We start from the raw sequence: 24423 nt of genomic DNA, 5'->3' as shown, positions 1-24423 counted from the left end.
ACAACCGGGGCAGCCCCGGGGCTGAACCCCCGCACCTCCCACAGGCGTACGGGCCGGCCACCGCGTACCGCGGCCGTGGTACGCGGCGGCCGGCCGGGACCGTCAGGCCCGGGCGTCCTCGGGGATCGAGACCAGCCAGCGCGTGTCGCGGCGGGGGCGGAGGTACAGGGCCCAGTAGAGCGTGGCGACGGCGGTGATGCCGCCGGTCCACAGCAGGTACTCGGTCTCCTGCTGGGAGAGCACGTAGGCGAGCACCGCGATCAGCAGGACGGGCATCACGGGCCACAGGGGCATGCGCCATGCGGGCGTGTGGCGGTGGGCGCCTCGGCGGGCGAGGAGGGCGGCGACGGCGACGAGGAGGTACATGCCGGTGACGGAGACGCCGGTGACGCCGTACAGGGTGTCCAGGTTCACGAAGCACAGCACGGCGCCGGGCACGCCGACGGCGAGCGTGGAGACCCAGGGGGAGCCGAACCGGCCGAGCTTGGCGAAGACGTTGTTCACCGGCTCGGGCCAGGCCTTGTCGCGGGCGGAGGCGAACAGCACGCGCGAGTTCTGGATGACCATGACGATGCCGGCGTTGATGATCGCGAGGGCCACACAGAGGCTGACGAAGGTGCCGACGGCGGAGTTGGACCAGGCGGTGACCATGGCGCCGATGTCGCCGCCGGTCAGCTCCGTCAGGTCGGAGGCGCCGAGCGTGATGGCGACGACCGGGACCAGGATGATCACGGCGGAGATGCCGAGGGTGGCCAGGACCGTGCGGGCGACGTTGCGCCGCGGGTTCTCCAGTTCCTCGGAGAGGTAGACGGCGGTGGAGAAGCCCTGGGTGACGAAGAGGGCGATGGCGAGTCCGGAGACGACCAGCATGGCCGTCACGGTGTCGGTGTGGCCGTCCGCGCCGGCCACCTCCATCGAGGCGAGGCTGCCGAGGCCGCGCTCGCCGTGGGCGAAGCCCAGCACCGCGACGACGGCGGCGGCGATGACCTCCAGGACCAGGAAGACGCCGGTGATCCAGGCGTTGGCGCGCAGGTCGAGCAGGCCGGCGAGGGTGGCGAGCAGCATGACGCCGGCGCCCGCGACGGACGGGTCGAGGTGGACGATCGGGGCGAGGTAGTCGGCGGTGCCCATCGCGATCACCGGCGGGACGATCATGACGACGAGCAGGGAGAGCACGAAGACCAGCCAGCCCGCCAGCCGCCCGGCCATGGTCGACACCATGGCGTACTCGCCGCCCGCGCTGGGGATGAGGGTGCCCAGCTCGGAGTAGCAGAACGCCACGGCGATGCAGAGGAGGGAGCCGATGGCGATCGTCAGGGCGGTGGCGGTGCCCAGGGAGCCGAACAGGTCGGGAACCACGACGAACAGCGTGGAGGCGGGGGTCACGCACGAGAGGGTCAGCAAGGTGCCGCCGACGACGCCGATGGAACGCTTGAGTTTCTGGGGACTGCTGTCGTCCGTCGCGCTGTCGGGCGTCGCTGGGGTGTCGGTCTCGACAGGGCGGAGCGTGTCGGTCATGGAGCGGTTCCGATCGACTTGTGCGGTGAAGGTTCGGTCGGGAGCGCTATCGCCTCCGGCGGCTTGGTCGTACGTGTTTCTCGTCCGCTCCCGGCGCAAGATGGAACCCCGACGAAAACCAGCGCGTCAATGGGTGTTTACCTACGGAATTCGTTGACCGGCGGACGGGAAACACCTGAAAACCGCATCACTGTGCGTGGGTTCGGGCTCGTTGGCGCGTACGGGAACCGTAGGCGGGCCGATAAAAAATCGTGCGGGCGTCCGGTATCCGGACCTGTCGGCGGGGGCCGCTAGAGTCCTTCCCACAGTGGAATCACAGGGATCACAGCAACGGGTGGGGACTCAATGAAGCTGAGGTACACGGCGGCCTGGGTGGGACTCACGGCGGCGGCCATGGTGGCCACCTCCGCGTGCGGCTCGGAGGGCGCCAGGACGGCTGCCGAGGCCGTGGACAAGGCCGACACCATCATGGCGGCGCTCTCCCGGGTGACCGACCGCACCGAGGACCTCGGCTCCGCCGAGGTCCGCACGTCGACCGACCTGGGCACGGGCGAACCGATCTCCATGGACGGCACGTACTCCTGGGGCGACGGCTACGCCTTCGACGTCGAGATGGACACCGAGGCCGCGCAGATGCAGCAACTCACGGACTCGCCCACGGTGCGCACCCTGTTCGTGGACGGCGCCTATTACTACGACATCGATCCGCAGGCCACCGGCCCGCTCCAGGGCAAGGAGTGGATGAAGATCGACGGTTCGGCGGTGTTCGGCGAATCGGGCGCCGACGCGCTCAGCGGGAGCGCCGGAGCCAGCCCGTCGGCGTCGATGAAGAGCCTGAAGTACGCCAGTGACGTCGAGGACCTCGGCAAGGAGAACGTCAACGGGCGGTCCACGACCCACTACCGGGCCGTGATCGGCCAGGAGGACATGGGCAAGCTCAAGGACGCCTACGGCAGCCAGGGCAACCTGTTGGACTCGCTGACGGGCGGCGCCGAGTCGATCACCATGGACGTCTGGGTGGGTGCCGGGGACCTGCCGGTGCGCATGAAGCAGGAGTTCGGCGCGATGGCGGTCACCATGGACTTCGACAAGTTCGGTGCCACCAAGAAGATCGTGGCGCCGCCGGCGGCACAGACCGGGGACCTGACCGAGGAAGTCAAGGAGGCCGGCCTGCAGCAGGGCTGAGCCGGGTACGGCGCCGCCCCGTCTCCCGGTGCCGGGAGACGGGGCGGCGTCGGCCTCAGTGGTTGCGCGGGAAGCCCAGGTCCACGCCCGCCGGGGCCTCGGACGGGTCCGGCCAGCGGGTGGTGACGACCTTGCCGCGGGTGTAGAAGTGCGTGCCGTCGTTGCCGTAGATGTGGTGGTCGCCGAAGAGCGAGTCCTTCCAGCCGCCGAAGGAGTGGTAGCCGACGGGGACCGGGATCGGGACGTTCACGCCGACCATGCCGGCCTCGATCTCCAGCTGGAACCGGCGGGCCGCGCCGCCGTCCCGGGTGAAGATCGCGGTGCCGTTGCCGAACGGGGAGGCGTTGATGAGGGCCACGCCCTCCTCGTACGTCTCGGCGCGCAGCACGCACAGCACCGGGCCGAAGATCTCGTCCTGGTACGCCTTCGCCGTGGTCGGCACCTTGTCGAGCAGCGAGATGCCGATCCAGTGGCCGTCCTCGTGGCCGTCGACCGTGTAGCCGGTGCCGTCCAGGACGACCTCGCAGCCCTCGGCCGCCGCGCCCTCGACGTAGGACGCCACCTTGTCGCGGTGCGCCTTGGTGATCAGCGGGCCCATCTCGGACGTCGGGTCGTTGCCGGGGCCGATCTTGATCTTCTCGGCGCGCTCGCGGATCTTCTCCACCAGCTCGTCGCCGATGGCGCCGACCGCGACGACCGCGGAGATCGCCATGCAGCGCTCGCCCGCGGAGCCGTACGCCGCCGAGACGGCCGCGTCCGCCGCCGCGTCGAGGTCGGCGTCCGGCAGCACCAGCATGTGGTTCTTGGCGCCGCCCAGGGCCTGCACGCGCTTGCCGTTGGCCGAGGCGGTCGTGTGGATGTAGCGGGCGATGGGGGTGGAGCCGACGAAGGACACCGCCTTGACGTCGGGGTGCTCCAGCAGCCGGTCCACGGCCACCTTGTCGCCGTGCACGACGTTGAAGACACCGTCCGGCAGGCCCGCCTCGGCGAGCAGCTCGGCGATCTTCAAGGAGGCCGACGGGTCCTTCTCGCTCGGCTTGAGCACGAAGGTGTTGCCGCACGCGATGGCGATGGGGAACATCCACATCGGCACCATCGCGGGGAAGTTGAACGGCGTGATGCCGGCGACGACGCCCAGCGGCTGCCGGATCGCGGCCACGTCCACGCGGGTGGCGACCTGGGTGGACAGCTCGCCCTTCAGCTGCACGTTGATGCCGCAGGCCAGGTCGACGATCTCCAGGCCGCGCGCGACCTCGCCGAGGGCGTCGGAGTGCACCTTGCCGTGCTCGGCGGTGATCAGTTCGGCGATCTCGTCGCGGTGCGCGTCCAGCAGCGCCCGGAACTTGAACAGGATCGAGGTGCGCTGGGCCAGGGAGGACTGTCCCCAGGTCAGGTACGCCTCCTTGGCGGCGGCGACCGCGGCGTCCACCTCCTCCACCGAGGCGAAGGCCACCTTCGTGGTGACCTCGCCGGTCGCCGGGTCGGTCACCGGCCCGTACGTGCCCGAGGCGCCTTCGACGGTCTTGCCGCCGATCCAGTGATTGACGATGTTCGTCATGACCGAGAACTCCTTCACAGATGGCGGCGTCGGGTCGAGACGTGCCGTTCGTACAGCTCATGGGCCTTGACCGGCGACGGTCGGGTTGCGGTCTCGGCCACAGGAACATCCCACCAGTCATGGCCCGCGGGCGCGCCCGACACAGTGTCTGCGGTTTCGGTCTCCGCGTAGACACATGTGGGAGTGTCGGCGACCGGCGCCCCGGCGCGCGAGGCGCCGGTGCGGTGCACGCAGCAGGTCCGAACCTCCGGCGCGGGGCCGTAGCGGGCGGGGAGTCGGCGCTCGCACTTCGCTCCTGCCAGGGCGAAGCGGCCTCCCGCGCCGGAGGCGTTCTGTGCCCGGGTGCCAGGGACGGACCGCGTCCGCGAGCCCGCCGCGGTCAGGTCGTACGCCATCGCGTTCCCTTCGCACCCGTCCTTGCGTCCTCCCCGGTTTCTAGCTCCACGCGCGAAGCCTGTCAATGTTTTGTCCGGACATACGGACTAGATGAAGCCAGGTGGCCGCTCACCCGCCGTCGTGAGGCACCTCACCCCGGCGAAGTCAACGCGCCACGCCCCAGAGCCGGCGCACGTCTTTGCGGCATTCCTGTCACGAACGCACCCTGCGTGTCACGCCTGTCACACGTCCGCGGGCCTTCCGTCACACCCGGGTACGGGCCCGGACCGTGCCGCACGCCGCGTCGTTCACCCGGCACAGGCTTGGTGATCGCCAGCGCAGCACCCGGCTCCCCCCGGCGTCCGTCCCCGGTCGCCGCCGCGGTGCGCGCGGGGAGGTTCGACGCATGACCGACCGAAGGCTCTGGTCCTACAAGGACATCGCGGCCCACATCCGGGTACAGCCCGACACCGTGCGGTCGTACCGCAAACACGGTCTGCTGCCTCCGCCCGACCACGTGGAGGGCGGCAAGCCCTACTGGTACGCGGACACGATCCGCGCCTGGGTGGCGTCCCGGCCGGGCAACCGGTCCCGCCGGGAGCACTGACCTGCTGGTGTGCCGGGGAGCACGCGCAGCCGCGCCCCCGACCGGCCCGTCACGGCTCGATGATCGTCACGCCCGCCCCGGGTGCCGTCCCCATCGCCGCCAGGGCCGCCGGGGCCGCGTCCAGCGGGATGGTGGCCGTGGCCAGCAGCTCCGGACGCAGCACTCCCGTACGGACCAGCTCCAGCATCGGCGGGTAGGTGTGCGCTGCCATGCCGTGGCTGCCGAGGAGTTCGAGCTCCAGGGCGATGGCACGGGCCATCGGGACCGGCGTGGTGCCGGTCGGTGAGGGCAGCAGGCCCACCTGGACGTGGCGGCCCCGGCGGCGCAGGCCGTTCACGGACGCCGCGCAGGTGACGGGTGAGCCGAGGGCGTCGAGGGAGAGGTGCGCCCCGCCGCCGGTGACGTCGCGGACCGCCGCCGCCGTGTCCTCGGTGCGGCCCGCGTCCACGCATTCCGCCGCTCCGAACTGCCGCGCCAGCTCCAGCGCCCTGGGCGAGACGTCGACGGCGACGACCCGGGCACCGGAGGCGGCGGCGATCATCACCGCCGACAGGCCCACCCCGCCGCAGCCGTGCACCGCGACCCACTCCCCCGCCGCCACCCGGCCCTGCTGGACCACCGCACGGAACGCCGTGGCGAAGCGGCAGCCGAGCGAGGCGGCCGTCGCGAAGGACATGTCCTCGGGCACGGCGACGAGGTTGACGTCGGCGTGGTCGAGCGCCACGTACTGCGCGAAGGAGCCCCAGTGGGTGAAGCCCGGCTGGGTCTGCCGTTCGCACACCTGCTGGTCGCCCGCCGCGCACGCGCCGCAGCTTCCGCAGGCGCAGACGAAGGGCACCGTCACCCGGTCGCCGGGGCGCCAGCCGGTCACCCGGTCGCCCACCGCCTCGACGACACCGGCGAGTTCGTGACCGGGCACGTGCGGCAGCGTGATGTCCGGGTCGTGTCCCTGCCATCCGTGCCAGTCGCTGCGGCACAGCCCGGTCGCCTCGACGCGGACCACGACCCCGTGCGGCGCGGGCTCGGGGTCGGCCACCTCCCGCACCTCGGCCGGCTCCCCGAACCGCTCGAACACGACCGCCCGCATACGCCCTCCTTCTCGGCCCGTCCGCCCTTCCGGGCGCCGGGGCCTGTGCCGCGACTTCCTGGAGGAACGCTAACGGTGTGCCCCGACCCTCTCCCGCGCCCCCTCCTCGGCCATGGCCGCCGGCCCCGGCTCCCCCTCGCTCAGACCGAACCGCCGGTGGAAGCGCCGCAGCGGGCCCGGCGCCCACCAGGTGGCACGGCCGGTCAGCCGCATCACCGCGGGGACCAGGAGGCTGCGGGCGATCATCGCGTCCATCAGGACCGCGAGGGCGATGCCCAGACCGAGCATCTTGGTGTTGGTCACCCGCGAGGTACCGATGGCGACCATCACCACGGCGAGGATGACCGCGGCCGCCGTGATCAGTCCGCCCGTGCGCTGCAACCCGTGCCGCACCGCCTGGTCGTGGTCGCCGGTGGCGTCGTACTCCTCCTTGATCCGGGAGAGCAGGAAGACGCCGTAGTCCATGGAGAGGCCGAAGGCCACGCAGAACATCAGGACCGGGAGGGTGGTCTCTATGGAACCGGGGCTGGTGAAGCCGAGCAGGCCGGAGAGGTGACCGTCCTGGAAGACCCAGACCACGGCACCGAACATCGCGGTCAGACTGAGGGCGTTGAGCACCACGGCCTGGACGGGTATCAGCACGCTGCCGGTGAGGAGGAAGACCAGCAGCAGGGTGACGATCGCGATGAAGGCGGCGGCCAGGGGCAGGCGTTCTCCGATGGCGTCCTTGGAGTCGACCAGCACGGCCGCCGCGCCGGTCACACTGGTGTCGAACGGGGCCTCGATCTCGCGCAGTTCACCCACCAGGCGCTGGGCGGGCTCGTCCACGGCCTCACCCTTCGGCAGCACCGTGAAGTACGCCGAGTCGCCCTTCACCAGGGGCCCGTCGACCCGCTGCACGTCGGGCAGGGCGGCGATCCGGTCCCGGTAGGCGCCGTACTGCTGCTGGGTCGCGCGGCCTTCGGCGAGCACCTCCAGCCCCCCGCCGGGGCTGCCGGGGAAGCCGTCCCGGATGTGCTGCTGCACCACGTGGGACTCGGCCGTCGACGGCAGCTGGCGGTCGTCGGCGGTGCCGAACTTCACCCCGAGGAACGGCAGGCCGAGCAGGACGAGGACGGCCGTGGTGGCGAGGGCGAAGAAGGGGGCGCGGCGCATCACGAGCGTCGCGGTACGCGCCCAGGCCCTGCCCTCCTCGTCCTTCCGCGTACGGCTCCCGTCGTTCCCGTTCTTCTCGGCGTCCCCGTCCTTCCCGCCTGAACCCGGCCGGCCGCGGCGGAACAGGCGTCGCAGGTCCAGCGCGTCGACGCGGTGGCCGAGCAGCACCAGGGCGGCCGGGAGCAGGATCAGGGCGGCAGTCGCCGCCAGCAGCACCACGGCGATCCCGGCGTAGGCGAAGGATCTCAGGAAGTACTGCGGGAACAGGAGCATCGCGGCCAGCGAGACCGCGACCGTGAGGGCGGAGAAGAGCACCGTGCGACCGGCCGTGCGCAGCGTGGTGCCGACCGCGGCGGTCGGCTGCGCTCCCGCCGCCAGTTCCTCGCGGAAGCGGCGGACGATGAACAGCGCGTAGTCGATGGCGAGGCCGAGCCCGAGTGCCGTGGTGAGGTTCATCGCGAAGACGGACACGTCGGTGAGCTCCGTCAGGCCGCGGAGCACCGCGTTGGTGCCGAGGATGGCGACGATGCCGATGCCGAGCGGCAGCAGTGCCGCCACCGCGCTGCCGAAGACCATGACCAGCAGCACGAGCGTGACCGGCAGGGCGATCACCTCGGCCCGCACCAGGTCCTCCTGGATGATGGTCTGCATCTCGTGCCGGACCGCGACCGGGCCGCCGACGCTCACCTCTACAGGGCCGTGCGCGCCGCGGTAGGAGGGCGCGAGGCGGTCCAGGGTCTCCCCCATGGCCTTCTCGTCGCCCGTGATGCGGGCGGCGATCAGCGCCTCGCGCCCGTCCTCGGCACGCAGGGCGGGATTCCCGGACCGCCAGTAGGAGCCGACGCCGGTGACGCCCCGCTCGCCGGCCAGGCGCGCGGTGAGCCGCTCGGCCTCGGCGGCGACGGCGGGGTCGTCGACCGAGGAGCGGCCCGCGTCGAGGAGGAGCAGGACGTTGGGCTGGGAGTCGGGGAACTCGCGCTCCAGCGCCTTGGTCGCGTAGGTGGACTCCGCGTCCGGGTCCTCCCAGCCGCCGCTGCCCAGCCGGTCGGCGACCCCGCTGCCCGCCAGCACGGCGAGTGCCGTGAGGACGAGGGCCACCACCAGGGACAGGCGGGGCCGGGCCGTCACGAAGCGGGTCCAGCCCCCGACGTGCGGCGATGTGGCGCCGGCCCGCTGCTGCGGCCTGTTGACTTCGGTCATCCTGCGGTGTCCCCTTCACCCTGACCCGTGCGCCGGCGTCCAGGCAGGCGGCATGGGTCTGCCGTCACCCATAGACTGGCAAACACGAGAGATCGCTCGCGTTCCATCAGAATGCGAGCGACCACTCGCGTTTGTCAATCACGTCCGGAGAGCTGGGGACAATCACGTGTCCGACCACCAGGAGAAGGAACAGCCGCGCCGCCGCCAGGCCCGCGGCGAGCGGCGGATCGCCCAGCTGCTGCAGGCCGCGGCCTCCGTCTTCTGCACGACCGGCTACACGGCCGCCAGCACCAATGCCATCGCCCGCGAGGCGGGCGTCTCGCCCGGCACGCTGTACCAGTTCTTCCCGAACAAGGAAGCGATCGCGATCGAGCTGGGCGACCGGCTGATGCACGAGATGCGGGAGACCTACGGCGAAGCCCTCGCCACCGTGGATCCCGCGACTCCGCTGGAGCAGGCGATCGAGACGGCCGTCGACCGCTTCATCGAGTTCAACTGCCGGCGCCCGGAGTTCTTCGCCCTCATGCACGGCCCCGACGCGCCCGGCCGGATCGCCGAGGCGCACGACGCCCTGCACGCCACGCTCGTGGCCCGCGTCGAGACACTGCTCACCGGATTCCTGCCCGACACGCCCGCCCCCGACGTCCACCGCGTCGCGCAGGTCTGCCTCGGCATCTACAAGGCGGGCCTGGAACTGGTCCTGGCCCACGAAGGTGCCGAGCGGGAGGCGTACGTTCAGGAGCTGAAGGACGTACTTCTGCGCTACCTCACACCCCTGACGCACGTGGCCCGTACCCCCTAGGGGTATGGTGGTAGGTGTGTGATCCGGGGTCACCGCGATCCCGGCCGACACGGGTACCCCACACCTGCACACACCGACGAGGAGCCACGACATGAGCACCCAGACCGACACCCCGGTCTCCGTCACCACCGTCTACAAGGTCAGCGGGATGAGCTGCGGGCACTGCGAGGGCGCCGTCTCGGGCGAGATCTCCGAGATCCCCGGTGTCGGCTCGGTGAAGGCCGTCGCCTCCACCGGCGAGGTCACCGTCGTCTCCGAGGTCCCGCTCGACGACGAGGCCGTGCGCGCGGCCGTGGACGAGGCGGGCTTCGAGCTCGTCGGCAAGGCCTGAGCGGCGCGCACGCGCCACGCCGGAAGCGCCCGGCAACCGCTGTCGACCGGGCCGCGCCTCGCACGGCCCGGTCAGCCGTCTGGAGTCCGAGCATGACCACCACCGCAGCAACCCCTGCCCACGCCACCACGGCCGCCGAGCCGGACCTCCGCGAGGTCGAGCTGCTCATCGGCGGGATGACCTGCGCCTCGTGCGCCGCCCGGGTCGAGAAGAAGCTCAACCGCATGGACGGCGTCACCGCCACGGTGAACTACGCCACGGAGAAGGCCCGGATCACCCACCCCGTCACCACCCCGGTCGCCGACCTGATCGCCACCGTCGTCAGGACCGGGTACACCGCCGAGCAGCCTTCGCCGCCGGAACCCGTCGCCGAGGAGACGCCCCGCGAGGCGACCACGGAGGACGACCCCGAGCTGTCGGCGCTCCGCCGGCGCCTCACCGTCTCCGCGCTCCTCGCCGCCCCCGTCGTACTGCTCGCCATGGTCCCGGCGCTGCAGTTCGACAACTGGCAGTGGCTCTCGCTCACCCTGGCGGCGCCCGTCGTCGTCTGGGGCGGCCTGCCCTTCCACCGCGCCGCATGGACGAACGTCCGGCACGGTGCGGCCACCATGGACACGCTGGTGTCGCTGGGCACGCTGGCGGCGTTCGGCTGGTCCCTGTGGGCGCTGTTCTTCGGCGACGCGGGCATGCCGGGCATGCGGCACGGCTTCGATTTCACCGTCTCGCGCGCGGACGGGGCCTCGGCGATCTACCTGGAGGCCGCCGCGGGTGTCACCGCCTTCCTGCTGCTGGGGCGCTGGCTGGAGGCCCGCTCCAAGCGGCGCGCGGGAGCGGCCCTGAGGGCGCTGATGGAACTGGGCGCCAAGGACGTGGCCGTGCTCCGGCAGGGCCGTGAGGTGCGGATCCCGGTGGCCCGGCTGGCCGTCGGCGACCGGTTCGTCGTCCGGCCGGGCGAGAAGGTCGCCACCGACGGCACGGTCGTCGAGGGCTCCTCCGCGGTGGACGCGTCCCTGCTGACCGGCGAGTCGGTGCCGGTGGACGTGACCGCCGGCGACGCCGTCACCGGCGCCACGGTCAACGCCGGGGGCCGGCTGGTCGTCGAGGCCACCCGGGTCGGCGCCGACACGCAGCTGGCCCGGATGGCGAAGCTGGTGGAGGACGCGCAGGGCGGCAAGGCGGAGGTGCAGCGGCTCGCGGACCGGATCTCCGCGGTCTTCGTGCCCGTCGTCCTGCTGATCGCCACCGCCACCTTCGGGGGCTGGCTGGGAGCCACCGGCGACACGGTCGCCGCGTTCACCGCCGCCGTCGCCGTACTGATCATCGCCTGCCCGTGCGCGCTGGGCCTGGCCACGCCGACCGCGCTGCTGGTCGGCACGGGGCGCGGCGCCCAGCTGGGGATCCTGATCAAGGGCCCGGAGGTGCTGGAGTCCACGCGCCGCGTCGACACCGTGGTCCTGGACAAGACCGGCACCGTCACCACCGGCCGGACGACCCTCCACGAGGTGTACGCCGCCGAGGGCACCGACGAGAAGGAACTGCTGCGCTACGCGGGCGCCGTCGAGCACGCCTCCGAACACCCCGTCGCCCGGGCGATCGCGGCCGGCGCGGAGGAACGGGTCGGCGCGCTGCCGGCCGTCGAGGGTTTCGAGAACGTGCCGGGGCGCGGCGTACGCGCGCGCGTGGAGGGCCACGAGGTGGTCGTCGGGCGACTGGCCGAGAACACCTCCCGGCTCCCCCAGGACGTGGCCGACGCCAGGGACGAGGCCGAGAGGAACGGCCGTACGGCCGTCGTCGTGGGCTGGGACGGCGAGGCGCGCGGTGTGGTCGCCGTCGCGGACACCGTCAAGGAGACCAGCGCGGAAGCCGTCGCCGCCCTGCGCCGGCTGGGCCTGGAGCCCGTGCTGCTCACCGGCGACAACCGGACCGTCGCCGAGTCCGTCGCGCGGGCCGTCGGCATCGACGAGGTGATCGCCGAGGTACTGCCGCAGGACAAGGTCGACGTGATCCGGCGCCTGCAGGCCGAAGGACGTACGGTCGCCATGGTCGGTGACGGCGTCAACGACGCCGCCGCCCTCGCGACCGCCGACCTCGGCCTGGCGATGGGCACGGGGACGGACGCGGCGATCGAGGCGGGCGACCTGACGCTGGTGCGCGGGGACCTGCGGGTGGCCGGGGACGCGATCCGGCTGTCCCGGAAGACCCTCACGACGATCAAGGGCAATCTCGTGTGGGCGTTCGGCTACAACGTGGCCGCGCTGCCGCTGGCCGCCGCGGGGCTGCTGAACCCGATGATCGCCGGGGCGGCGATGGCCTTCTCCTCGGTCTTCGTGGTCACGAACAGCCTTCGGCTGCGTACGTTTCGCTGAGGTCGTGGAGGGAGTGCCTCTGGAGTCCGGCACGCGCCTCACATAAGCTCTTCACAAGGCTCGCGCATCTTCCTTACGCTTGAGTCTCGATCGGCGTATCGGGGCTCTTGCGTATCTAACGGACATATGCAAGAGACGCAGATCACAGTGATCTGAACGTAACCATCGAAGGGGTTCGAAGGTCTAAGTTGGCGATGTCGGGCAGCGTCTTGGGGGGCGCTTCCTGGCATCTGAGGATGTCTTGGGGGACTTCCTCAGAGATGCGTTGCCGGGGCACGTACACCGGGAAGCTTTGAGCGGCCCATCCCGGGCGTGCGCTGTCCCGGCAGACCGCAGACAGCACAAGGAGTACGGCGAGTCCGCTCGTCGTGCTCACACAGCGATTCAGGCGCTGTTCTCCAGACGCCCGGCCGGATCCCGTGGGGGGAATCCGCACCGGGACATGGGAAGGCGCCCTGGTCGTCGGCCCGTGGGGGGACCGGCGCCGGGGCGCCTTCTGTCGTTCGCGGTCGCGGCGGGCACGCGAGAAGTCCCGCACCGCGCCGGGCGGTACGGGACTTCACCGGATCCCGAGGTTCAGCGCTCCTCGACGGGCACGAAGTCGCGCTCGACCACGCCGGTGTAGATCTGGCGCGGGCGGCCGATGCGGGAGCCCGGCTCCTTGATCATCTCGTGCCACTGGGCGATCCAGCCCGGCAGCCGGCCGAGGGCGAACAGGACCGTGAACATCTCGGTCGGGAAGCCCATGGCCCGGTAGATCAGGCCGGTGTAGAAGTCGACGTTCGGGTAGAGGCTGCGCGAGACGAAGTAGTCGTCGGAGAGCGCGTGCTCCTCCAGCTTCAAGGCGATGTCCAGCAGCTCGTCGGACTTGCCGAGGGCGGAGAGCACGTCGTGCGCGGCGGCCTTGATGATCTTGGCGCGCGGGTCGAAGTTCTTGTAGACCCGGTGGCCGAAGCCCATCAGGCGGACGCCGTCCTCCTTGTTCTTCACCTTGCGGATGAAGGAGTCGACGTCGCCCCCGGCGTCGCGGATGCCCTCCAGCATCTCCAGCACCGACTGGTTGGCGCCGCCGTGCAGCGGGCCCCACAGGGCGTTGATGCCGGCGGAGATCGAGGCGAACATGTTCGCCTGCGAGGAGCCGACGAGACGGACCGTGGAGGTCGAACAGTTCTGCTCGTGGTCCGCGTGCAGGATGAGCAGCTTGTCCAGGGCGGAGACGACGGTCGGGTCGAGCTCGTACTCCTGCGCCGGGACGGAGAAGGTCATGCGCAGGAAGTTCTCGACGTAGCCGAGGTCGTTGCGCGGGTAGACGAACGGGTGGCCGATCGACTTCTTGTACGCGTAGGCCGCGATCGTCGGGAGCTTGGCGAGCAGCCGGATGGTGGAGAGGTTGCGCTGCGTCTCGTCGAACGGGTTGTGGCTGTCCTGGTAGAACGTCGACAGCGCCGAGACGACCGACGACAGCATGGCCATCGGGTGGGCGTCGCGCGGGAAGCCCTTGTAGAAGTTCTTGACGTCCTCGTGCAGCAGGGTGTGCTGCGTGATCTCGTTCTTGAACGCGGTGAGCTCGTCGACGGTCGGCAGCTCGCCGTTGATCAGCAGGTAGGCGACCTCCAGGAAGGTGGAGCGCTCGGCCAGCTGCTCGATCGGGTAGCCGCGGTACCGCAGGATGCCCGCCTCGCCGTCCAGATACGTAATGGCGGATTTGTAGGCGGCGGTGTTGCCGTAACCGCTGTCCAGCGTGACCAGACCGGTCTGGGCGCGGAGCTTCCCGATGTCGAAGCCCTTGTCACCGACGGTGCTGTCGATCACCGGGTAGGTGTACTCGCCGTCGCCGTACCGCAGTACTACAGAGTTGTCGCTCACGTCTTCCCTCACCGACGTAGTGCCTCATCTTCGAGGTGCCCTGACTGTCTCTACCATCCCCCACTTGGCTCAGGAGAGTGCACTCGGGGTCGACCATCGGGCCTATTGGCGGCACTCAGTGCCGCCAACTTGCTCATCCTGCCCCCTCTCCTCCCCTTCGGGAAGTGGTCTGTGACCTTTGCGACTCGTTTGATCGATCATTTTTGTCACACGGGCCGAGAGGTTTGCGGAGTCAGGAGCCCGCCAGCCGGAAGTCGAGTGCCGTGCAGCGCCGGCCGGCCGACACGGTGCGCACCGCCTGCCCGATCGCCTTGCGCGACCCGACGAGGACGACCAGCTTCTTGGCCCGGGTGACCGCCGTGTACAGCAGGTTCCGCTGGAGCATCATCCATGCGCCCGTGGTCACCGGGATGACCACCGCCGGGTACTCGCTGCCCTGGGAGCGGTGGATGGTCACCGCGTAGGCGTGGGCCAGTTCGTCCAGTTCGTCGAATTCGTACGGAACCTCCTCGTCCTCGTCCGTCAGCACGGTGAGGCGCTGGTCCACCGGGTCGAGCGAGGTGACCACGCCCACGGTGCCGTTGAAGACACCGTTCTCACCCTTCTCGTAATTGTTGCGAATCTGGGTGACCTTGTCGCCGACCCGGAACACCCGGCCGCCGAATCGCTTCTCGGGCACGTCGGGGCGGCCCGGGGTGACGGCCTGCTGGAGGAGGCCGTTCAGCGTGCCCGCGCCGGCCGGGCCGCGATGCATGGGGGCCAGGACCTGCACGTCCCGGCGCGGGTCCAGCCCGAACCTGGCCGGGATGCGGCGCGCGGCGACGTCCACCGTCAGCCGCCCCGCCTCCTCCGTGTCGTCCTCGACGAAGAGGAAGAAGTCCTTCATCCCGTCGGTGACCGGATGCTGCCCCGCGTTGATCCGGTGCGCGTTCGTCACCACTCCCGACTGCTGGGCCTGGCGGAACACGCGGGTGAGGCGGACGGCCGGGACGGGGCTGCCGTCGGCGAGCAGGTCCCGGAGCACTTCCCCGGCGCCGACGCTGGGCAGCTGGTCGACGTCCCCGACGAAGAGCAGGTGGGCGCCCGGGGGCACCGCCTTGACCAGCTTGTTGGCGAGCAGCAGGTCGAGCATGGACGCCTCGTCGACCACCACCAGGTCGGCGTCCAGCGGCCGGTCCCGGTCGTAGGCGGCGTCGCCGCCGGGCTTGAGCTCCAGCAGCCGGTGGACGGTGGACGCCTCGGCACCGGTCAGCTCGGCCAGGCGCTTGGCGGCGCGCCCGGTCGGGGCGGCGAGCACCACCTTCGCCTTCTTCGCGCGGGCCAGCTCCACGATCGAGCGGACCGTGAAGGACTTGCCGCAGCCGGGGCCGCCGGTGAGGACGGCGACCTTCTCGGTCAGCGCCAGCTTGACGGCCGCCTCCTGCTCGGGCGCGAGGTCGGCGCCCGTACGTCCCTTCAGCCAGCCGAGCGCCTTGTCCCAGGCCACGTCACGGAAGCCGGGCATCCGGTCCTCGTCGGTGCGCAGCAGGCGCAGCAGCTGGGCGGAGAGGGAGAGCTCGGCGCGGTGGAACGGGACGAGGTAGACGGCGGTGACCGGCTCGCCGCCCTCGGGGTCGGGGACCTTCTCCCGGACGACGCCGGGGTCCTCGCCCTCCTCGGGCTCGGCGGCCAGCTCGCCGAGGCACTCGATGACCAGACCGGTGTCCACCTGGAGCAGCTTGACCGCGTCGGCGATCAGCTTCTCCTCGGGCAGGTAGCAGTGGCCCTGGTCGGTGGCCTGCGACAGGGCGTACTGCAGGCCGGCCCTGACGCGGTCCGGGCTGTCGTGCGGGATGCCGACCGACTGGGCGATCTTGTCGGCGGTGAGGAACCCGATGCCCCACACGTCGGCCGCCAGCCGGTACGGCTGGTTCCTGACGACCGAGATCGAGGCGTCGCCGTACTTCTTGTAGATGCGCACGGCGATGGACGTGGACACCTCGACGGTCTGGAGGAAGAGCATGACCTCCTTGATCGCCTTCTGCTCCTCCCAGGCGTCGGCGATCTTCTTCGTCCGCTTGGGACCGAGGCCGGGGACCTCGATCAGCCGCTTGGGCTCCTCCTCGATGATCTTCAGGGTGTCCACCCCGAAGTGCTGCGTGATGCGGTCGGCGAAGACCGGGCCGATGCCCTTGACCAGGCCGGAGCCGAGGTAGCGGCGGATGCCCTGGACGGTGGCCGGCAGCACGGTGGTGTAGTTCTCGACGTGGAACTGCTTGCCGTACTGCGGGTGGGATCCCCAGCGGCCCTCCATGCGCAGGGACTCGCCGACCTGGGCGCCGAGCAGCGCGCCGACGACCGTGAGGAGATCACCGGCGCCTCTGCCGGTGTCCACGCGGGCCACCGTGTAGCCGTTCTCCTCGTTGGCGTACGTGATGCGCTCCAGGACGCCGGTCACTTCGGCAAGACCCGGCCGGTTCCCTCGGTCCGGGCCGCCCCTCCCCGCGCCAGACACGGTCTCACCTGCCCTTCGCGTCTCCGTGTGACAGGAGGCTACCGCCGGGGTCGGACAACGCGGGGTGTGATCATTTGAGGTGATCCACATGAGCGTCGAAAAATTTTCCCAAGACCTATTGACTCGGGGAAAAAAGGGCGTACTAGTAGTTAGTAGACGGCAACACCGAAAGAGTCACAAAGTCGGCAAGGACGTCTAGTCGGCGGAGTGACTTGGACAGGATGTCGTTCAGGCCCCCGGCAAGCCGGCGCGATACCGAGGCGACAGTGACGACTGGAGCTTCAGGACACGTGCAGCACTACCGGGGACTGTTTTTTGCCCTCGGGGCCTTCCTCCCAGCTGGGCCAGGTGCCGTTCGCCTACGGCAAGGGGAGTCAGGGGCGGGGGTGCCTCTTGAGGGCTTCGAGGACGGGGATGAAGGCTTCGGCCGGGAAGGTCAGGGCTGCCTGGTCGGGGCCTTCGTGTCGCGGAGGGCGACGTGGGTGGGTGAGGTTGCGATCTCCACGCACTCATTGCCGTCGCCCGGGCCCGAGGAGGACGACTTCCGCCCAGTTGTCCACGCGGTGTGCCTCACAGCTCTCTCACCAACCTGTGGACGAAGTCTCGCGACCGTCCGGGGTCGAGTGACACAGCCTCTACTTTGCGGAAGAGCGTTCGAAAGAACCGAGTTGGGCTTCCGCGTCGATGAAGACGGTGCCGAGAGGCGCATCACGCACCACGGTGTTCAACTCCGACACGTCCCCCGCGTACACCATGGCGCCGGCGGCACCGGCGAACCCTTCCAGGTCGACGGACTGATCGGCTCGTCGACGTCGCCGAGCTGCCGGCGACCGAGTTGATCTCCGACGCCGTGCGCCACACCAAGGGCCCCGCCGCCCTGCGCGTGCGCCGGTCGCCGCCGGGCACACTGCGGATCGGGGCCTGGGACGCGGACCCCGAACCGCCCGAGCCGCCGGCGCGCTTCGCGCGGACGCAGGAGGCGGAGGAGGGGCGGGGGACTCGCACCGGTGCGGGCGGGCGCCGACGTGTGGGGGCGGCATCCGCCGGCCAGGCACGGCAACCGGGGCAAGTACGTGTGGTGCGAGCCGGCGGCGGCCTGAAGATTCCGGGGACGCTCAGTCGGTGGCCGTCAGCGAGGCCGCGGGCTCCCAGGCGAACCCGTCCGGGTCGCTGAACGAGACGTCGGCGCCGGAGATCACGAGCCGGTGCGAGCCGGTGCCGTCGGCGGGGACGCCCGCGACCTTCGCGAGGCCGCGGCGCTTGTACAGGGCCAGCTTCACGGAGCCCGGACCGGTCGCGAACTCCACGTACTTGCCGCCGAAGCCCTTGCCCACGGCGAGGCCCTGACCGACGTAGAACTGCCTGCTGGCCTTCACGTCCTCGACGCCCAGCAGCAGCACCAGCTCGTCCACGTCCCGGGTGACCGGGCGGGTGTCCTTCTTCGTCGAAGTCGCGATCTGCCAGATCGTGCCGTCCGGGGCCTGGACGACACCGCCGTAGCCCCACAGTGACTTCGAGGCCGGCTTGAGGGTGGTGGCGCCCGCGTCCAGGGCCGCACCGAAGAGCGCGTCGACGTTTCCCGGCTGGGACACCACCAGCGACAGCGTGAAACCGCGGAACCCGGTCGTGGGGGCGTCGGAGGCGCGCAGGCGCAGCTGAGACGGGTCCAGCCCGAAGGCGGTGGAGTAGAAGCGGGCGGCGGCCGTGGTGTCGGCCACTTCCAGGGTGACGGAGTCGATGGAGTTCATGCCTTCGACGGTAGGGACCGCCGGCCCGCCGGCGCTTCTCGAAAACTGACCGGCTCCGCCGGCCGAGCCGGACCGCGCCCCTCCGGCTCACGGTCACGATTGGGTTTCGGCCACCCGCACCCCCTTGCCCCCGCCGCGTGTAATCGTTTCCAATCCTTCGTGTAATCGATTCCACGAGGAGGTGGAACGGCGATGGCGAGCATCAAGGACGTCGCCGCCGAGGCAGGCGTCTCCGTCGCCACGGTGTCGCGCGTCCTCAACGGCCACCCGTCGGTGAGCGCGGACGCACGCACGCGCGTGCTGGCCGCCGTCGACGCGCTGGGCTACCGGCCGAACGCCGTCGCCCGGTCGCTGCGCACCGACCAGACCCGCACTCTCGGCCTGGTCATCAGCGACGTGATGAACCCGTACTTCACCGAACTGGCCCGCTCCGTCGAGGAGGAGGCCCGCGCGCTCGGCTACAGCGTCATCATCGGTAACGCCGACGAGCGGCCCGACCTCCAGGACCACCACGTCACCACCCTGCTGGACCGCCGTATCGACGGACTTCTCGTCTCCCCCACCGACGGTGGCTCGCCGCGCATGCTGGACGCCGCCCGCGCGGGCACGCCGATGGTCTTCGTCGACCGGTGGATCCCGGGCGTGGACGTGCCCGTGGTCCGGTCGGACGGACGGGAGGCCGTACGGGACCTGGTGGCGCACCTGCACGGGCTCGGGCACCGGCGGCTGGCCATCATCGCCGGGCCCGCGGCGACCACCACCGGCCGTGAGCGCGTGGACGCCTTCCGGGAGGCGCTCGGCGCGTACGGCCTCGACCTCCCCGACGCCTACATCGGCCAGGGCGACTTCCAGGCCGACAGCGGGCGCCGGGTCACCGAGGGGTTCCTCGACCTGCCCCGGCCGCCCGAGGTCGTCTTCGCCGCCGACAACCTGATGGCGCTCGGCGCGCTGGACGCCGTCCGCGCGCGCGGGCTGCGCGTGCCCGAGGACATCGCGCTGGCCGCGTTCGACGACATCCGCTGGTTCGTGCACACCGATCCGCCGGTCACCGCGATCGCCCAGCCCACGGGCGATCTGGGGCGGGCCGCCGTGCACGCCCTGGTCGACCGCATCGAGGGGCGGCCCGGCGAGTCCGTCACCCTCCCCGCCCGTCTCGTCGTCCGCCGCTCGTGCGGCGAGCCGGCAACCGCACAGTCCCCGTCCCCCGTACGAAGGAGTACGTCGTGAGCAACCCGGACGAGTTGCTGCGCATCGAGGGCATCCGCAAGACCTTCCCGGGCGTGGTCGCGCTCGACAGCGTCGACTTCGACCTGCGCCGGGGCGAGGTGCATGTGCTCCTCGGTGAGAACGGCGCGGGCAAGAGCACCCTCATCAAGATGCTCTCCGGCGCCTACACGCCCGACGCCGGGCGGATCCTGGCCGGCGGCGAGGAGGTGCGCATCAACGGTGCGCAGGACTCCGAGCGCCTCGGGATCGCCACCATCTACCAGGAGTTCAACCTCGTTCCCGATCTGACGGTCGCCGAGAACATCTTCCTCGGGCGGCAGCCGCGCCGCCTGGGGATGATCGACCGGAAGAAGATGGACGCGGACGCCGAAGTGCTCCTGGAGCGCGTCGGTGTGCACGTGTCCCCCCGCGCGCGGGTGCGGGAACTGGGCATCGCCCGGCTCCAGATGGTCGAGATCGCCAAGGCGCTCAGTCTGGACGCACGCGTGCTCATCATGGACGAGCCCACCGCCGTGCTCACCTCCGAGGAGGTCGAGAAGCTGTTCGCCATCGTGCGGCGGCTGCGCGAGGACGGCGTCGGGATCGTCTTCATCACCCACCACCTGGAGGAGATCGCCGCCCTGGGCGACCGGGTCACCGTGATCCGCGACGGCAGGAGCGTCGGGCAGGTGCCCGCCGCCACGCCCGAGGACGAACTCGTACGGCTCATGGTGGGGCGGTCGATCGAGCAGCAGTATCCGCGCGAACGGCCCGAGACCGGCGAGGCGCTGCTCAAGGTCGAGGGCCTGACCCGGGACGGCGTCTTCCACGACGTGAGCTTCGAGGTGCGCGCCGGCGAGGTCGTCGGCATCGCGGGCCTCGTCGGCGCCGGCCGGACGGAGGTCGTCCGGGCCGTGTTCGGGGCGGACCCGTACGACAAGGGCGCCGTGAAGGTCGCGGGCACGCGGCTCAGGCGGCACGACGTGAACGCCGCCATGGCGGCCGGCATCGGACTCGTGCCCGAGGACCGCAAGGGCCAGGGGCTGGTGCTCGACGCCTCCGTGGAGGAGAACCTCGGGCTGGTCACCCTCAGGTCGGCCTCCCGTGCGGGGCTCGTCGACCTCAAGGGCCAGCACGAGGCGGCGGCCCGGATCGCCGGGCAGCTCGGCGTGCGGATGGCGGGCCTCGGCCAGCACGTGCGCACGCTCTCCGGCGGCAACCAGCAGAAGGTCGTCATCGGCAAGTGGCTGCTGGCGAACACCAAGGTGCTGATCCTCGACGAGCCGACGCGCGGCATCGACGTCGGCGCCAAGGTCGAGATCTACCAGCTCATCAACGAACTGACCGCGCAGGGCGCCGCCGTCCTGATGATCTCCAGCGACCTGCCCGAGGTGCTCGGCATGAGCGACCGGGTGGTGGTCATGGCGCAGGGCCGCATCGCCGGCGAACTCACCGCCGAACAGGCCACCCAGGACGCCGTGATGGCGCTCGCCGTCAGCACTCCCCACAGCAACGGAACGGAGGCCTCCCGTGGCCACTGACACGCTCAAGAGCAAGCCGGGCGCGCAGGGCGCCCCGGGCGGTCTGCGCCGCCTGCTGCTCGACAACGGCGCGCTCACCGCGCTGATCGTCCTCGTCGTCGCCATGTCGGCGCTCTCCGGGGACTTCCTGACCGCCGACAACCTGCTGAACGTGGGCGTCCAGGCCGCCGTGACGGCGATCCTCGCCTTCGGCGTCACCTTCGTGATCGTCTCGGCCGGCATCGACCTGTCCGTCGGCTCGGTGGCCGCGCTGTCGGCCACCGTGCTGGCGTGGAGCGCCACCGAGGCCGGGGTGCCGGTCGTCCTGGCGGTGGTCCTGGCGATCGCGACGGGTATCGCGTGCGGTCTGGTGAACGGTTTCCTCATCTCGTACGGGAAGCTGCCGCCGTTCATCGCGACGCTGGCCATGCTGTCGGTCGGCCGCGGTCTGTCGCTCGTCATCTCGCAGGGCTCGCCGATCGCCTTCCCGGACTCGGTCTCCCACCTGGGCGACACGCTCGGCGGCTGGCTGCCGGTGCCGGTGCTCGTGATGGTCGCCATGGGTCTGATCACGGCGTTCGTCCTCGGCCGGACCTACATCGGCCGCTCCATGTACGCCATCGGCGGCAACGAGGAGGCCGCGCGCCTGTCCGGCCTCAAGGTGAAGAAGCAGAAGCTCGCCATCTACGCCTTCTCCGGGCTGTTCGCCGCCGCCGCGGGCATCGTGCTGGCCTCCCGGCTGTCCTCCGCGCAGCCGCAGGCCGCGCAGGGCTACGAGCTGGACGCCATCGCCGCGGTCGTCATCGGCGGTGCCTCGCTCGCGGGCGGCACCGGCAAGGCGTCGGGCACCCTGATCGGCGCGCTGATCCTCGCGGTGCTGCGCAACGGCCTCAACCTGCTGTCGGTCTCCGCGTTCTGGCAGCAGGTCGTCATCGGTGTCGTCATCGCGCTGGCGGTGCTGCTGGACACGGTGCGGCGCAAGGCGGGGGCGACCACGCCGGCGGCCGGGGCCTCCGGTGGCGGGAAGGGCAGGCAGGCGCTCACGTACGTGATCGCGGCGGTCGTCGCGGTGGCCGTCGTCGGTGCGACCTCGCTCCTGCACAACGGCTCCTCGGCCGGCAGGACGCAGAAGATCGGCCTGTCGCTGTCGACGCTCAACAACCCGTTCTTCGTGCAGATCCGGGCCGGTGCCCAGGAGCAGGCGAAGAAGCTGGGCGTGGACCTGACGGTCACGGACGCGCAGAACGACGCGTCGCAGCAGGCCAACCAGCTGCAGAACTTCACCAGCGAAGGCCTCTCCTCGATCATCGTGAACCCCGTCGACTCGGACGCGGCGGGCCCGTCGGTCCGCTCGGCGAACAAGGACGACATCCCGGTCGTCGCCGTGGACCGCGGCGTCAACAAGGCGGACACGGACGCGCTGGTCGCCTCCGACAACGTCGAGGGCGGTGAGCTGGGCGCCAGGGCGCTGGCCGAGAAGCTCGGCGGCAAGGGCACGATCGTCATCCTCCAGGGCCAGGCCGGCACGTCCGCCAGCCGGGAGCGCGGGGCGGGCTTCGCTGCCGGTCTGAAGGCCTACCCGGGCATCAAGGTGGTCGCCAAGCAGCCCGCGGACTTCGACCGCACCAAGGGCCTGGACGTCATGACGAACCTGCTCCAGGCGCACCCCGACATCAAGGGCGTCTTCGCGGAGAACGACGAGATGGCGCTCGGCGCGATCAAGGCGCTGGGTTCCAAGGCCGGCAAGTCGGTGCAGGTCGTCGGGTTCGACGGCACCCCGGACGGTCTGAAGGCGGTCGAGGCGGGCACGTTGTACGCGTCCGTCGCACAGCAGCCCAAGGAACTGGGCAGGATCGCCGTGGACAACGCGCTGCGGGCGGCCGAGGGCAAGAAGGTGAACGAGATGGTGAAGGTGCCGGTGAAGGTGGTCACGAAGGACAACGTGGCCGGCTTCGACGGCTGACACCGGTGCGCGGGCGGGCGGTCACGGCGACCGCCCGCCCCACGGGCGTTCGCTCGGGGGCACAGGGTCCGATCGGGACATCAGGGTTTATCGGGGAGACATTCCATGTACGACTACGACCTCCTGGTCGTGGGGTCGGCCAACGCCGACCTGGTGATCGGTGTCGAGCGCCGGCCGGGTGCCGGCGAGACGGTGCTCGGTTCCGACCTGGCCGTCCACCCGGGCGGCAAGGGCGCGAACCAGGCGGTGGCCGCGGCCCGGCTGGGGGCCCGTACGGCCCTGCTGGCCCGGGTCGGCGACGACGAGTACGGACGGCTGCTGCTGGACTCGCAGCGGGCGGCCGGCGTCGATCCCGTGGGCGTCCTGGTGGGCGGGGCGCCGACCGGCGTCGCGTTGATCACGGTGGATCCGTCCGGGGACAACAGCATCGTGGTCTCGCCGGGCGCCAACGGCCGGCTGACCCCCGCGGACGTCCGCGCGGCCGGGAGCCTCTTCCACGCCTCCCGGGTGGTCTCCGTACAGCTGGAGATTCCGCTGGAGACGGTCGTGGAGGTGGTGCGGAGCCTGGCGCCGGGCAGCCGGTTCGTCCTGAACCCGTCGCCGCCGCGCCCGCTGCCGCGCGAGGTGCTGGTGGCCTGCGACCCGCTGATCGTGAACGAGCACGAGGCGAAGGTGATCCTGGGCGAGTCCTGCGTGAGCGAGCGGCCCGAGGACTGGGCGGGGCTGCTGCTGGCCAAGGGCCCGCGCTCGGTGGTGGTGACGCTGGGCGCCGAGGGGGCGCTGGTCGCCTCGGCCGACGGCGTCGGCCGTGTCCCGTCCGTGAAGGTGGACGCCGTCGACACCACGGGCGCCGGCGACGCGTTCACCGCGGCGCTGGCCTGGCGGCTGGGCACGGGCGCCTCGCTCGCCGAGGCGGCGGCGTACGCGGCCCGGGTCGGGGCGGCGGCCGTCACGCGGGCGGGGGCGCAGGAGTCGTACCCGACGGCGGCGGAGGTCGAGGCACTGTGAAGAAGGCCGGGATACTGAACCGTCACCTGTCCGGCGCACTGGCCGAACTGGGCCACGGCGACGGGGTGCTGGTGTGCGACGCGGGCATGCCGATTCCCGGTGGCCCACGGGTGGTGGACCTGGCGTTCCGGGCCGGGGTGCCGTCGTTCGCCGAGGTCCTGGACGGTCTGCTGGCCGAGCTGGTGGTCGAGGGCGCGACGGCGGCGACGGAGGTGCGGGAGGCCAATCCGGATGCGTCGGCGCTGCTCGACGGCCGCTTCCCCGAACTGGAGCTGGTCACGCACGAGCGGCTGAAGGAGCTGTCGGCGGGTGCTCGCCTGGTGGTGCGGACCGGGGAGGCACGGCCGTACGCGAACGTGCTGCTGCGGTGCGGGGTCTTCTTCTGAGGCGTGACCCGAAAACTTCGGGGGGCCAGGTCCACGACCTGGCCCCCT

18 protein-coding genes and 3 pseudogenes are annotated in these 24423 nt (G+C 71.1%); 11 read left to right on the top strand and 10 right to left on the bottom strand.

The annotated features are described in order from the left end of the window. Positions 1-102: 102 nt before the first annotated feature. A complete protein-coding gene (locus IE260_RS05440) occupies positions 103-1518 on the bottom strand; it encodes an APC family permease (RefSeq protein ID WP_189869309.1) in 1416 nt (471 codons plus the stop codon). Positions 1519-1863: 345 nt separating this feature from the next. Here IE260_RS05440 and IE260_RS05435 point away from each other — a divergent pair, with 345 nt between their 5' ends. Further along, a complete protein-coding gene (locus tag IE260_RS05435) occupies positions 1864-2703 on the top strand; it encodes an SCO4651 family lipoprotein (RefSeq protein WP_189869308.1) in 840 nt (279 codons plus the stop codon). Between the two features lie 55 nt (positions 2704-2758). Here the strand turns inward: IE260_RS05435 and mmsA are convergent, their stop codons facing one another. Continuing rightward, on the bottom strand, positions 2759-4261 hold the full coding sequence (gene mmsA / locus IE260_RS05430) for a CoA-acylating methylmalonate-semialdehyde dehydrogenase (protein WP_189869307.1): 1503 nt from the start codon (positions 4259-4261) through the stop codon (positions 2759-2761). 14 nt (positions 4262-4275) lie between these two features. Beyond that, positions 4276-4461 (bottom strand): annotated as a pseudogene (locus tag IE260_RS43010) (hypothetical protein); the annotation flags it as partial. Positions 4462-5042: 581 nt separating this feature from the next. On the opposite strand from IE260_RS43010, the gene IE260_RS05425 reads away from it, so the two are divergent. Further along, the gene (locus IE260_RS05425) at positions 5043-5243 is read left to right on the top strand and encodes a helix-turn-helix transcriptional regulator (RefSeq protein WP_189869306.1); all 201 of its coding nucleotides are present in this window, start codon (positions 5043-5045) and stop codon (positions 5241-5243) included. Positions 5244-5292: 49 nt separating this feature from the next. On the opposite strand, the gene IE260_RS05420 is transcribed toward IE260_RS05425, so the two are convergent. Both IE260_RS05420 and IE260_RS05415 read right to left on the bottom strand, forming a co-directional pair. Further along, positions 5293-6330 (bottom strand): zinc-dependent alcohol dehydrogenase family protein, encoded by a 1038-nt coding sequence (locus IE260_RS05420; protein ID WP_189869305.1) that lies wholly within the window; start codon positions 6328-6330, stop codon positions 5293-5295. A gap of 69 nt (positions 6331-6399) precedes the next feature. Continuing rightward, positions 6400-8685: an MMPL family transporter gene (locus tag IE260_RS05415; RefSeq protein WP_189869304.1), complete on the bottom strand. Its 2286-nt coding sequence runs from the start codon at positions 8683-8685 to the stop codon at positions 6400-6402. A gap of 166 nt (positions 8686-8851) precedes the next feature. Between IE260_RS05415 and IE260_RS05410 the strand changes: the two genes are divergently transcribed. The 3 genes from IE260_RS05410 to IE260_RS05400 all read left to right on the top strand — a co-directional run bounded on the left by IE260_RS05410 (position 8852) and on the right by IE260_RS05400 (position 12184). Then, on the top strand, positions 8852-9487 hold the full coding sequence (locus tag IE260_RS05410) for a TetR/AcrR family transcriptional regulator (RefSeq protein WP_189869303.1): 636 nt from the start codon (positions 8852-8854) through the stop codon (positions 9485-9487). Positions 9488-9578: 91 nt separating this feature from the next. Continuing rightward, complete coding sequence (locus tag IE260_RS05405; protein ID WP_189869302.1) at positions 9579-9818, top strand: heavy-metal-associated domain-containing protein; 240 nt, start codon at positions 9579-9581, stop codon at positions 9816-9818. Between the two features lie 92 nt (positions 9819-9910). Continuing rightward, entirely contained in the window at positions 9911-12184 is a 2274-nt protein-coding gene (locus IE260_RS05400; protein WP_189869301.1) for a heavy metal translocating P-type ATPase, read from the top strand. A gap of 576 nt (positions 12185-12760) precedes the next feature. Here IE260_RS05400 and IE260_RS05395 read toward each other — a convergent pair. The 4 genes and pseudogenes from IE260_RS05395 to IE260_RS41485 form a co-directional block, all read right to left on the bottom strand. Further along, positions 12761-14050 (bottom strand): citrate synthase, encoded by a 1290-nt coding sequence (locus IE260_RS05395; protein WP_189869300.1) that lies wholly within the window; start codon positions 14048-14050, stop codon positions 12761-12763. 232 nt (positions 14051-14282) lie between these two features. Next, the gene (recD2, locus tag IE260_RS05390; RefSeq protein ID WP_189869299.1) at positions 14283-16487 is read right to left on the bottom strand and encodes an SF1B family DNA helicase RecD2; all 2205 of its coding nucleotides are present in this window, start codon (positions 16485-16487) and stop codon (positions 14283-14285) included. A gap of 493 nt (positions 16488-16980) precedes the next feature. Further along, positions 16981-17049 (bottom strand): hypothetical protein, encoded by a 69-nt coding sequence (locus tag IE260_RS43005; protein WP_373303318.1) that lies wholly within the window; start codon positions 17047-17049, stop codon positions 16981-16983. A gap of 65 nt (positions 17050-17114) precedes the next feature. Then, positions 17115-17332: pseudogene (locus IE260_RS41485) on the bottom strand (transcriptional regulator); the annotation flags it as partial. Between IE260_RS41485 and IE260_RS41480 the strand changes: the two are divergent. Beyond that, positions 17302-17644 (top strand): annotated as a pseudogene (locus tag IE260_RS41480) (ATP-binding protein); the annotation flags it as partial. The pseudogenes IE260_RS41485 and IE260_RS41480 sit on opposite strands and share 31 nt — an antisense overlap. 15 nt (positions 17645-17659) lie before the next feature. On the opposite strand, the gene IE260_RS05380 reads toward IE260_RS41480, so the two are convergent. Continuing rightward, a complete protein-coding gene (locus IE260_RS05380; RefSeq protein WP_189869298.1) occupies positions 17660-18292 on the bottom strand; it encodes a VOC family protein in 633 nt (210 codons plus the stop codon). Between the two features lie 192 nt (positions 18293-18484). On the opposite strand from IE260_RS05380, the gene IE260_RS05375 reads away from it, so the two are divergent. From IE260_RS05375 to rbsD, 5 genes are all read left to right on the top strand, one after another. Beyond that, positions 18485-19519: a LacI family DNA-binding transcriptional regulator gene (locus tag IE260_RS05375; RefSeq protein ID WP_189869297.1), complete on the top strand. Its 1035-nt coding sequence runs from the start codon at positions 18485-18487 to the stop codon at positions 19517-19519. Continuing rightward, positions 19516-21039, top strand: a complete 1524-nt coding sequence (locus tag IE260_RS05370) for a sugar ABC transporter ATP-binding protein (protein WP_189869296.1) — start codon at positions 19516-19518, stop codon at positions 21037-21039. The genes IE260_RS05375 and IE260_RS05370 overlap by 4 nt, the downstream gene beginning before the upstream one ends. Next, the gene (locus tag IE260_RS05365; RefSeq protein ID WP_189869295.1) at positions 21029-22981 is read left to right on the top strand and encodes an ABC transporter permease/substrate-binding protein; all 1953 of its coding nucleotides are present in this window, start codon (positions 21029-21031) and stop codon (positions 22979-22981) included. The genes IE260_RS05370 and IE260_RS05365 overlap by 11 nt, the downstream gene beginning before the upstream one ends. A gap of 105 nt (positions 22982-23086) precedes the next feature. Continuing rightward, positions 23087-23989: a ribokinase gene (locus IE260_RS05360; RefSeq protein ID WP_189869294.1), complete on the top strand. Its 903-nt coding sequence runs from the start codon at positions 23087-23089 to the stop codon at positions 23987-23989. Further along, positions 23986-24375 (top strand): D-ribose pyranase, encoded by a 390-nt coding sequence (gene rbsD / locus IE260_RS05355; RefSeq protein WP_189869293.1) that lies wholly within the window; start codon positions 23986-23988, stop codon positions 24373-24375. The genes IE260_RS05360 and rbsD overlap by 4 nt, the downstream gene beginning before the upstream one ends. Positions 24376-24423 lie beyond the last annotated feature (48 nt).

It is taken from the genome of Streptomyces viridiviolaceus (assembly GCF_014650995.1).
Lineage (GTDB): Bacteria > Actinomycetota > Actinomycetes > Streptomycetales > Streptomycetaceae > Streptomyces > Streptomyces viridiviolaceus.
This window is presented reverse-complemented; position numbering and strand designations above follow the sequence as displayed.